This is a genomic window from Paenibacillus sp. 7516 (assembly GCF_002272715.1).
Lineage (GTDB): Bacteria > Bacillota > Bacilli > Paenibacillales > Paenibacillaceae > Paenibacillus > Paenibacillus illinoisensis_A.
Genome location: NZ_NPBI01000041.1, coordinates 22,414 through 33,546 on the forward strand (window position 1 = coordinate 22,414; position 11,133 = coordinate 33,546).

The following is an 11,133-nucleotide window of genomic DNA, read 5'->3' on the forward strand; positions in this document are numbered from 1 at the left end:
CCATGCTGATTAAAGATCGCCTGACGGTACGGCAATTTACCATGCTGACCTTCCTAACGATGGTCGGGGACATGATTCTCATCTATCCATCCCTTGTGACTGCATATGGCCGACAGGATGCATGGATATGCTCCTTGCTAAGCCAACCGATCGGTTTATTGATGATATGGATTCTGTTCAAACTCCATCGTACCCATCCCGATTTATCCCTGATCGAAATCTGCAAAAAATTGCTTGGTCCATGGATGGGTTCCGTCCTTGCTGCCGGATACCTGTTCTATTTCAGCATGGGTGCTGCCATATGTCTGCGCGAAGTCGGTGATTTTATGACCACACAGATCTATCTTCAAACCCCCATCCGTGTCATTCTGACGCTGTTCCTTGCCCCTATGGTATGGGGGATTATACATGGGCTAAAGACCATGGGCTTGAGCAGTGAACTTCTCGCTCCCATTGTCGTTGTCTTCATGATTCTTCTTCTACTGGGGCTGCTGCCACAGGTAGAGCCTGCCAGACTTCAGCCCTTTCTTGAAACGCCATGGATCAAATTATTACACAGCACGATTAGAGGTGCTTTCTCTTCATTTGGCGAGTTGATCGTATTATCCATGTTCCTTCCTTACGTTGCAAAGGCGCACCATCTTAAACGGGATATACTGCTTGCAACGCTTGGAGGGGGAATTCTGCTTAGTATGCTTGAACTCTTTTCTCTCATGGTATTCGGTCCAATCCTTACGCAGCATGGTTTCTATATCTCCTATTCACTGGCACAGAAAATCAATATCGGTAACTTTTTTGAACGAATCGAAGCATTAATGGCCATTTCCTGGCTGATCTCGACCTATTTTAAGAGCATGCTGTATATGTTCGGTTTTGTTCTGGGAATAGCCCAATTATTCGAGTTAAAAGGTTATAAGCCCCTGATCCTGCCCTCGGCCTTGCTGATGTTTGCTGCAGCCGTTCTGATCGGTCCCAATATCGTCTTCTATACCAACACCGTCATGCCCGCATGGCTCGACTGGAATGTTACCGTCAGTCTGGTCATCCCGCTCTTCCTGCTCCTCGTTCATCGACTTCGCTTCCAGAGAAAGAAACGGCCCACCAAACGTGTAACCTCCTAAAAAAGGCAGTGTCCACGGTGATATCCGGGAACACTGCCTTCGTTGATGTTTTTTGATGCTTATTACAGGGACTTTACCGTCTCCAAAGCGGATTCAATATGTCCTTTGACTCTGACTTTCGACCATTCCTTGATTATCTTTCCCTCTTCATCGATGAGGAATGTGGAACGGACAATACCCATGTATTCCTTGCCGTACAACTTCTTAAGCTGCCACACCCCATATTGCTCGGCAACCTGATGTTCTTCATCCGATAACAGGGTGAACGGCAATCCGTATTTGGCAATAAATTTGTCATGCCTGCTTATCGGATCCGTACTAATGCCCAATATAACCGTGTTCAACCCCTTAAACTCCTCATGACGATCACGAAAATCGCATGCCTGCTGTGTACAGGACGAAGTCATATCCTTGGGATAAAAGTAGATCAGCACCCGCTGTCCGCGGTAATCGGAGAGCTTCACCTTCTCCCCGGTGCTCGATGGAAGTTCAAAATCCGGAGCAAGGCTGCCTTCAGTTAACGTCATCTCTATTCCTCCTTCTCGTCTTACCCTCTATTATCGGGCTTCTCTCTACGAGCCTGCACCACGATAGCGTTTCACGCCGTAGTTCCAGAGCGTAAGTCCAATCGCCGCGAAAACCAGCCCCATCACCGGGGTCAGCAGTGCCATGCGATGCATCTCTGATCGATCCAGGAACAATGCTGCCGGATAGATCCCGACAAAGGCAAACGGAATGACCCAGGTTAACAATACCTGAATGGCCCGATTGTAGATCGTTACCGGATAACGTCCATAACCCTGAATGTTGTACATCAATGGAAGAATACCTGTCGGAGCATCCGAATAAAAAGATAGCGACGTCAGTGTAGTATAAATTCCCGCGTAGATTAACACAGAGCTTAGCGCCAGAACGATTAGCGCCGGAATATGCCACCATTCCAGGACAAGTCCCATTTCCGCCCCGCTGAAGATCATGATAATCAGTCCGATAAACGAACCCACAAGTGCAGGCGGGTCCACATTTTCGAGTAATATCTGAAACAGATTATGCGCCGGACGCGTCAGAATGCGATCCATCTCACCCTTAACAATATACCGCTCGCTGAACCCCCATAGATTGATAAAACAGCTGAAGATGCCGTAAGGCACCATGAAATAACCATATACAAACAGGACTTCACTTTCACTCCAGCCCCCGAGGTTATCCGTGTGCCGGAAAACAACAAAGATAAAGATCAGATTCGTTGCCTGGAACAGCAGATCCGAAATGATCTCGACCCAGAAATCGGCACGATACGTCAGCCGTGTTTTCATATAATTTTTTAAATATTCCCAGACTAGACCTAAGTAGTACATGCTGTTAACCCCCTTGCACGAACAGACGCTTGCGCGCCTGACGCCAGATCAGCATCATTGGAACGAGCAGGATGACAAACCAAAGCACCTGAATTCCGAGTACACTCCAGATGCCGGTGCCTTCCACTCTTCCCGTAAATACGGAACCTGGCAGATACGTGATGGCCTGAAAAGGTAATACTTTCATGATCGCGGACATCCAGCCCGGATAGAGGCTAATCGGAATGATGAGACCGGAGAACAAATCGACCACGACCCGTTTCATGCGCATCATACCTTCGTTGTTTTCGACAAAGAATGCTGCCAGTCCCGTAATGACATTAATCTGGGAGTTAATGAGGAAACTGAAGAACAGCATGACAAGAAATCCGATCCACGCTGAAGGCACAGTAGGCAGTTCAACCGGGAACAGCAGGATTGCGATGAGCATGCCCGGGATCATCAGCAGCAGGAAACGGAAAACGCCCTCACCGAGACCCTGCATCATTTTGACCATAACGTAATTGATCGGCCTTATAAATTGAATCGCAATGGATCCATCACGGATATCTGCGGCAATTTCACGGTCCAGGTTGTTAAAATAAAATGCACGCGCCATCCAGGATACCGCCACATACGTGGTCATCTGGGCTGCCGTAAAGCCACCCAGTTCTCCACTTCCGCCATAAATGGCTTGCCATGTAAAGTAATACACGCCAATATTCAGCGTATATATCAAAATGCCGGAATAATAATTCACCCGGTACGCCAGCATCGTCAGAAACCGGATTCGCATAAAATCAAAAAATGCACTATTCATCTAGGATACACCCACCGCTTCTTTCCCTGCGCCCACAATCTCGGGACGCTCGGCAGAACCGGATTGGTAGATACTCCGTACAATCTCATCGGTGTTAATCTCAATAATCTGAATATCCGTAATATCAGCCTGTCCCACCACACGGCCAAGGACATCGGACACATTGAGTTCCAGCGGAATCCAGACCGATGCGGACAGCTCGTTCTCTACCGTCCAGCGTACGGGCATGGCGGCAGTCCATTCCTGCATCTGTGCTATGGTGTGACCCGTGCCGAATTTGAAGCGAATTTCCCGTTCCTTGCCCCATTGCGATTTCAAGTGATCCAGACCACCATCATAGATGATATTTCCGGCATCGAGCATGATCACTCTTGAACACAATGCTTCGATATCCTGCAGATCGTGTGTTGTCAGCAAAATGGTTGTTCCATGTTCCTTATTCATGTCTTTCAGGAATTCACGGATCTCCGACTTAACGACAATATCCAGACCTATGGTTGGCTCATCCAGAAAAACAATATCCGGATTGTGCAGCAATGCGGCCACCAGTTCGCAGCGCATCCGCTGCCCGAGACTGAGCTTGCGCACCGGACGATTCAGCAGATCCTGCAGCTGCAGCCGCTCAACCAGTTCATCCAGCCTTTTGCGGAAATCGGATTCGTCCACACGGTATACCTTGCGCAGCAGATGGAATGATTCAATCACGCCAATGTCCCACCACAGCTGGCTCCGCTGACCAAATACGACACCAATATTCTGTACAAATTTCTCCCGTTCCTGGTACGGAACATATCCACCAACCGATATATGCCCTGAAGTAGGCACCAAAATGCCGGTCAACATCTTGATCGTTGTTGATTTGCCGGCACCGTTCTCTCCAATATATCCGCATATCTCACCCTGCGGAATCTGAAACGAAATATCGTTTACCGCCAATACTTCCTGGTATTCGCGTTTAAACAGATCTTGAAATGCGCCCTTCAGTCCACCCCGACTTTTCTGGACGCTAAACGACTTGCGCAAATCTTTGACATCAATCGCCAGCATGATTATACCTCACTTGGATTTTGTTGAAATTGCTTGTAGCCCAAAAAGAAATTATAATGGTATCAGTCAAAATTCAGCAAGCTTTTAAAATAGCTGAAGCTGCGTCCTCTGACTGCTGTTTGGTAGAGACGTGCACGGAAGGCTTTAGGCTACGTTACCATGGCAACTCGAACTCGTTATTTATTTTATCTCAAATACAAAGGAGAGCTAGCATGACCAGAAAGACGAAGAGAACCATATGGATTTCTCTTGCCGCCTTTGTTCTGATCGTTGGAGGCGCAGCGGCATTTTATTTCGGTTCTATTCTCAATCAGTTGAATGGCTTGCAGAAGGAAGGCGACGAATCTCCGTTCGCCAGTATTGAAAATGTCGAAAAAGTGAATACACCGGACCCTCCAAAATGGGAAGGCACTGAAACAGTAAATATATTGGTTATGGGCGTTGATGCCCGTGGCCTCAAAGAAGGGGAAATTCCCCGTTCGGACAGCATGATGGTTGTATCGCTCGACCCACTCACCAAAAAAATCAACCTGTTCTCCATTCTGCGAGACACTTACGTCGATATAGACGGATATGGCAAGGAGCGGATTAACACCGCGATTACCCATGGCCCCAATGCAGCGATGAAAGCGGCTGGCGACCTGCTGGGTATCCCTGTCCAGTATTATGTGTATACCGATTTCCAGGGATTCATCAAATTGGTGGATGCCGTTGGCGGTGTTGATTTTGACGTAGAGAAGGACATGCACTATACAAGCAAGGCAGACAATAACGAGTACGATATTGATCTGAAGAAAGGTTATCAGCATCTCGACGGTGAAACAGCGCTTATGTACGTGCGTTTCCGTCATGATGCGATGTCCGACTTCGCTCGTTCCGAGCGTCAACGTGAATTCCTGAAAGCCGTAGCGGCGAAAATGCAATCCACGACAACCATTGCCAAGCTTCCTACCATTCTGGAACAGGTTAGCCCTTATGTGGACACAAACCTGACACTCTCGGATATGTGGAAGCTCGGTGGACTTGGATATCAGAGCAGCATGAACGGCAGCGAACAAATTCCGCCGATGAACATGCTGAAGGAAGAACGGACCGCAGGTGGAGCACAAGTCCTGACGGTAACCAATGAAGAGGAATTGAAGCAGCATATTCAGGATATTATTCATCCGCCTGCTGAACCTGAAGACAGTTCAACTGGAACCGAAGATAAAACAGCAAGCGGTGAAGACCAACAGTCGGAGCAACCGGCTCAGTAATGTAAACACGCAGAGGGCAGCCATTATGCTGCCCTCTCGCTGTGTTGTGTTACGAAAAATTTGCAACCAAATTCATAGCCGAAAGGAAATAAACCCATGAACTCATCTCGTCCCCAATCCGAAATCTTATATAAAGAGGCACTTGAACATATTGTAGGCGGCGTAAACAGTCCTTCCCGCTCATTCAAAGCCGTTGGCGGAGGCGCACCCGTTTTTATGAAAAAGGCGCAAGGTGCACACTTCTGGGATGTTGACGACAACCGCTACATCGATTATCTGGCAGCGTATGGCCCCATTGTAACCGGACACGCTCATCCTCATATTACCCAAGCCATTAGTGAAGCAGCAGCAAACGGTGTGTTGTACGGTACTCCAACCGAGCTTGAAATCAAACTTGCCAAAATGCTGAAGGAAGCCATTCCTTCCATGGATAAGGTACGTTTTGTCAACTCCGGTACCGAGGCAGTGATGACTACCATCCGCGTGGCCCGCGCCTACACCAAACGCAATAAAATTGTAAAATTCGCCGGATGTTATCATGGTCACTCCGACCTGGTGCTGGTCGCTGCGGGTTCCGGCCCTTCCACCCTCGGGATTCCAGATAGTGCAGGAATTCCAACCAGCATCGCACATGAAGTGATCACGGTTCCTTATAATGACCTGGATAGCCTGAAAGAAGCCCTGGAGCGCTGGGGTGATGATGTTGCAGCAGTAATGGTGGAGCCCATTGTTGGTAACTTCGGCATGGTTATGCCAGAGCCAGGCTTCCTGGAAGGTTTGTGTGCCATGACACGTGCCAATGGATCACTTGTGATTTATGACGAAGTCATTACAGCTTTCCGTTTCCACTATGGTTCTACGCAAACGTATGCTGGTCTTGCCAATCATGCCGAGATTGAACCCGATCTGACAGCACTCGGCAAAATCATCGGTGGCGGATTGCCAATCGGGGCTTATGGCGGACGCAAGCATGTCATGGAACAGGTTGCTCCGCTCGGACCTGCATATCAGGCCGGAACAATGGCCGGCAATCCTGCCTCCATCTCCGCGGGTATCGCTTGTCTGGAAGTACTGCAAGGCGAAGGCGTGTATGAAGAAATGGAGCGACTGGCCATTGATCTGACATCAGGTCTGCAGGCGTCTGCTGATCGTCATGGCATCGCACTGACCATTAACCGGATTCGTGGCGCTTTCTCCACACACTTCTGTGATCACCCGGTAACAAATTATGATCAAGCTCAAGATACAGACGGTGAACGGTTTGCCTCCTTCTTCCGGCATATGCTGAACCGCGGTATCAACCTCGCTCCATCGAAGTACGAAGCCTGGTTCCTGACTACAGCTCATACAGATGATGACGTACAGGCAACACTGGAAGCAGCTGAAGCTTCCTTCAAGGCGATGGCTCAGGAGTAGTCCTAAGATTTCAGTGAACCCGATAAAGGCGTGCAGTCAGGCTGAATATTCAGCTTGGCTGCACGCCTTTTGTATTTTGGGGCCGCTAAAAAATCATTTCATCTTACCGCTTTGCAGCTTCACGATCTCTTCACGAATGATCCGCATGCCCTCCTCAATCCGCTGCTTCGGCACATTGGATATATTCAGCCTCAGCATTTTATCCTGCTGCGTTCCCTCCGGGTAGTAACGCTCGATTGTACCTGCTATTACTCCGCGTTCTTCCAGCCTTGCTAACAACACTCCAAGCGGCATATTGCTGGCCAATGGCAGCACGGTATGCTCCCCACCTGTTCGCGGAGCATTAGCAAAGGGACTAAACTCCGGATCGGCAGCAAGCTGCTCACGAACCCTCTGCATCCGGGCTGCATAACGACTGCGAATGACTTTGCCGTGATGTGCAAACATGCCATTGCGAATATAGACCTCCAGCGCAGCCTGAGACAGCACCGAGGTGTCGATATCCAGCATTTTTTTGTGTCCCCCGAACGAAGGAGCAAGAGCAGCAGGAAGGACCGCTACACCAATGCGCAGGCCGGGAAACAGAATTTTGGAGTAGCTTTTCAAATAGATGACCCTGCCTACGGTATCGTAAGAAAATAGCGGGTCCTGTTTTGTATTTTCCTCCAGATCGGCTAAATAATCGTCCTCCACCAAGTACACGTCATATCGTTCTGCCAGCTTAATTAATCTCTTCTTCTCAGCTATGGTCATGGATGTCCCCAGCGGATTGTGAAAGCGTGGCATGACGTAAAAGAATTTAATATCGCCTTCACCAAATTGCCGTTCCAGCGACTCCCAATCAAGACCTTCCAGCGTTCGTCTTACTCCGGTAATAGGTACATTCAGGCCTTTCAGCAGGGATGGCATAAGATGATAGCTTGGTAGCTCAACCAGAACCCGTCTCTTGCCATTCGGAAAAGCCATCAGAGCCAGCACAGCGAGCGCCTGCTGCACGCCAGATGTAATAAAGAACTGTTCCGCAGGGGCAAACACCTGATAATCGGCAAATTGCCTCTGTAACAAATGGATCAGGGATGGCAGTCCTTGCTCCGTACCATACAGAAACAACTCCGCCTGATTGTTCTCCATTGCCTGATCAACGCAATGACGAAAATCGGAATACGGAAATACACGGGGATCGGGAGCAGCAGAAGCGAAGTCCAGCGGCTCTTTCCAGTCCACGTCCTCTGCCCCCACTCCGTTCTGGACAGCGTAATATCCTGACTGAGGGACGGCATATACCAGATGTCGCTGCTCAAGCCACTGATAGGCACGAATCGCCGTGCTTACACTGCATTGATATTGTTCAGCCAGCGCACGCACTGCCGGAAGCTTAATTCCCTTATCAATCCATTGCTGATGCCCCCGCTGCTGCAGCTGCTCCTGTATCCAACGCTGCAGCGACTCCGCGATTATTTCATATTTTTTCATATAGACGATCTGTCCTTTCCACATAACTGTACCGGTACAATCCATACTTTTCATCATTGTACCACGACTGAACTGACAGTATATTGAATAAAGCAAAGACCTTACAGGACGTGATAACAATCTAAGTGTTTGCATAGTCCAACCGAGATCATCAGGCTATATGGAGGAACAATATGAATACGACACGTACCCGGGCTTATGCCTATACCGCAGCCGTAATGTATGCGGCTATCATTGGTTTATCTTTTCTGTTTGTCAAAATGACCGTCAATGTGGCACACCCGATGGATGTGCTTGCACATCGGTTCGCCCTATCCCTTCTCGTAGTTAGTATCCCAGTTGTCTTGGGATGGATCAAAATCCGGCTCACACTGCGGGATCTATGGCGAATCATACCGCTCGGTCTGCTCTCGCCGGTTTTGTTTTTTGCTTTTCAGGCATTTGGGCTTGTTTCATCCAATTCATCCGAGGCGGGAATCATTCAGGCCATGGCCCCTGTCTTCACCCTTGTTCTGGCTTCAGTATTCCTGAAAGAACGGACATCTGTGCTGCAAAAGCTATTCCTGCTTCTTTCTGTTGCCGGAGTGGTCTTCATCTTCCTGATGAAAGGCAGCGGAATGATAGGTAATTTCAAGGGAATTGCCCTGCTGCTGCTCTCCACAGTTTGTTTTGCAGGGTATGGTGTGCTTGCCAGACCGCTTACCCAGAAGTATAAGCCGATGGAATTAACGTGGGTTACCCTGTGGGTCGGTTGTCTTGTTTTTAACTTCTCCGCCGTTATCCGTCATTTATCCAGCGGTACGATAAGCGATTATGTAAAACCTCTCGGGGATGCATCTTATCTAGGGGCGCTGGCCTACCTGGCCCTCCTCTCCACCATGATTTCGACTCTGCTGTCCAGCTATTCGTTAACCCATCTGGAAGCTTCGAAGATGAGTGTATTCAGCAACTTCTCCACCTTGATTTCCATCGCGGGTGGCGCCTGGATTTTGCATGAACCCGTCAGTGGTTACCATGTTGTCGGAGCGCTCCTGATTATCGCAGGTGTACTCGGAACCAATATGAGTGGCAGAAAACACAGGCTGGTCAGTGATGTCAAAGCATGATACAATGTGAAAAATTGTAAACGGACGTTATCAACGATGATGAAGAGAAGTACATACGACAGCGTGCTCCAGAGAGCCGGCGGATGGTGGAAGCCGGTGCACTGGTCGTATGGAAATGGGCTTCGGAGTTCCAAACTGAACACGGCCTGTATCCTGTAATCTTGGGTGCAGAACGGTAAGTAGGCAAGGCGGCATGTTCAGCCGTTATCCACGGACAGGATATCGATCAAGATATCGGCTGGTTCCGGTCTGGTTTTTCAATCAGCCTGACCATAAATCTTGATCCGTATCTCCAAGCGGGCCGCAACCAGCGGCCAATTAAGGTGGCACCGCGAAGCATAAGCTTCGTCCTTCTATTCTGTTCCCTCACGGGGATCAGGATGAAGGACGAGGCTTTTTTTGATACCTGCATACTGTAACAGGCTGAAAGGGGGTGATGGTCGTGGAAGATGGCTGGTGGCGTCAGCAGATTAGCATGTTCGAACCATTACAAAATCAAAGGAGAATGAACCATGCATATGAACAAGGATGTTATTTTGACTGGAGACCGGACCACAGGGCGGCTTCATCTCGGCCATTACGTGGGCAGCCTGCGCAGCCGGGTGCAATTGCAGAATGAATACAAAACGTATATTTTACTGGCAGATGTGCAGGCGCTGACCACCCACTATGATCAGCCAGGGCTGATTGCAGACAGTGTCCATCAAGTGACTCTCGATTATCTCGCTGTAGGTATTGATCCCAACCAAGCCACGCTGTTTATCCAATCCATGATTCCGGAGATTGCGGAATTAACGGTGATCTTCTCCATGTTTGTCACCGTGAACACGCTTCGGCACAACCCCACCATCAAAACAGAAGCGCGTGAACGCGGATATACGGATCTATACTACGGTTTCTTGGGCTATCCGGTCAGTCAGGCCGCTGATATTGCATTCTGCAAAGCGACACTCGTTCCAGCAGGCGAAGACCAGATTCCACATGTCGAGACTGCACGCAAACTGGTCCGGAGATTTAATGAGCTCTACGCTCCGGTTCTGCCTGAACCACGCATTTTGACTGGTGAGCGGCTTGGCGGGCTCGATGGGATCGGCAAAATGAGCAAAAGTATGGGCAACGCTATCTCCTTAAATGCGAGTCCTGATGATGTGCATGCCAAACTGACCAAGGCCAAGACCGATCCTGCACGTGTCCATCGTACCGACCCAGGCCATCCCGATATCTGCCCGGTATTTGCATACCATCAGTTATTCCGGAAGGAGCACGCTGAAGAAATTCATGCCAGCTGCAGCCAGGGTTCCATTGGATGCAGAGACTGCAAGCATTTTGCCGGCACTGCGATTAACGATTTGCTTGCACCTTTTCGTGAACGGCGAACTCACTATGAGCAGCGGGAAAATGAGGTAAAAGAAATTCTTATCGAGGGCACCCGTCAAGCTCGCCAAGTCGCACGGGAAACGATGCTTGAAGTGCGAGAAGCGATGGGAATTCGTTACTTTGATCTATAAGGTTAAGGAACAACCCAGAACTACAGCATGGGATACATCAACTTAACAA

The 11,133-nt window shown here is 49.1% G+C and carries 10 protein-coding genes and 1 other annotated feature; of the genes, 5 read left to right on the forward strand and 5 right to left on the reverse strand.

The annotated features are described in order from the left end of the window. Window positions 1–2: 2 nt before the first annotated feature. Window positions 3–1,121: a GerAB/ArcD/ProY family transporter gene (locus CHI14_RS27325; RefSeq protein WP_095293167.1), complete on the forward strand. Its 1,119-nt coding sequence runs from the start codon at window positions 3–5 to the stop codon at window positions 1,119–1,121. Window positions 1,122–1,183: 62 nt separating this feature from the next. On the opposite strand, the gene bcp is transcribed toward CHI14_RS27325, so the two are convergent. The 4 genes from bcp to CHI14_RS27345 are packed head-to-tail and all read right to left on the reverse strand — an operon-like array spanning window position 1,184 to window position 4,325. Continuing rightward, window positions 1,184–1,648 (reverse strand): thioredoxin-dependent thiol peroxidase, encoded by a 465-nt coding sequence (gene bcp, locus CHI14_RS27330; RefSeq protein WP_095293168.1) that lies wholly within the window; start codon window positions 1,646–1,648, stop codon window positions 1,184–1,186. A gap of 45 nt (window positions 1,649–1,693) precedes the next feature. Beyond that, window positions 1,694–2,479 carry an ABC transporter permease gene (locus CHI14_RS27335; protein WP_095293169.1) on the reverse strand — a complete coding sequence of 262 codons (786 nt, stop codon included), beginning with the start codon at window positions 2,477–2,479 and terminating at the stop codon, window positions 1,694–1,696. A 4-nt stretch (window positions 2,480–2,483) separates the two neighbouring features. Beyond that, entirely contained in the window at window positions 2,484–3,278 is a 795-nt protein-coding gene (locus tag CHI14_RS27340; protein WP_095293170.1) for an ABC transporter permease, read from the reverse strand. Beyond that, on the reverse strand, window positions 3,279–4,325 hold the full coding sequence (locus tag CHI14_RS27345; protein WP_095293171.1) for an ABC transporter ATP-binding protein: 1,047 nt from the start codon (window positions 4,323–4,325) through the stop codon (window positions 3,279–3,281). A gap of 212 nt (window positions 4,326–4,537) precedes the next feature. Between CHI14_RS27345 and CHI14_RS27350 the strand changes: the two genes are divergently transcribed. Next, complete coding sequence (locus CHI14_RS27350; protein ID WP_095293172.1) at window positions 4,538–5,581, forward strand: LCP family protein; 1,044 nt, start codon at window positions 4,538–4,540, stop codon at window positions 5,579–5,581. A 96-nt stretch (window positions 5,582–5,677) separates the two neighbouring features. Continuing rightward, a complete protein-coding gene (locus CHI14_RS27355; protein ID WP_095293173.1) occupies window positions 5,678–6,997 on the forward strand; it encodes a glutamate-1-semialdehyde 2,1-aminomutase in 1,320 nt (439 codons plus the stop codon). Window positions 6,998–7,090: 93 nt separating this feature from the next. Here the strand turns inward: CHI14_RS27355 and CHI14_RS27360 are convergent, their stop codons facing one another. Continuing rightward, a complete protein-coding gene (locus CHI14_RS27360; RefSeq protein WP_249281261.1) occupies window positions 7,091–8,494 on the reverse strand; it encodes an aminotransferase-like domain-containing protein in 1,404 nt (467 codons plus the stop codon). 149 nt (window positions 8,495–8,643) lie between these two features. Between CHI14_RS27360 and CHI14_RS27365 the strand changes: the two genes are divergently transcribed. Both CHI14_RS27365 and trpS read left to right on the forward strand, forming a co-directional pair. Then, window positions 8,644–9,576 carry a DMT family transporter gene (locus CHI14_RS27365; RefSeq protein WP_095293174.1) on the forward strand — a complete coding sequence of 311 codons (933 nt, stop codon included), beginning with the start codon at window positions 8,644–8,646 and terminating at the stop codon, window positions 9,574–9,576. A 27-nt stretch (window positions 9,577–9,603) separates the two neighbouring features. Continuing rightward, window positions 9,604–9,932 (forward strand) — a binding site (T-box leader). A 156-nt stretch (window positions 9,933–10,088) separates the two neighbouring features. After that, window positions 10,089–11,084: a tryptophan--tRNA ligase gene (gene trpS / locus CHI14_RS27370; protein WP_095293175.1), complete on the forward strand. Its 996-nt coding sequence runs from the start codon at window positions 10,089–10,091 to the stop codon at window positions 11,082–11,084. Window positions 11,085–11,133: the final 49 nt, after the last annotated feature.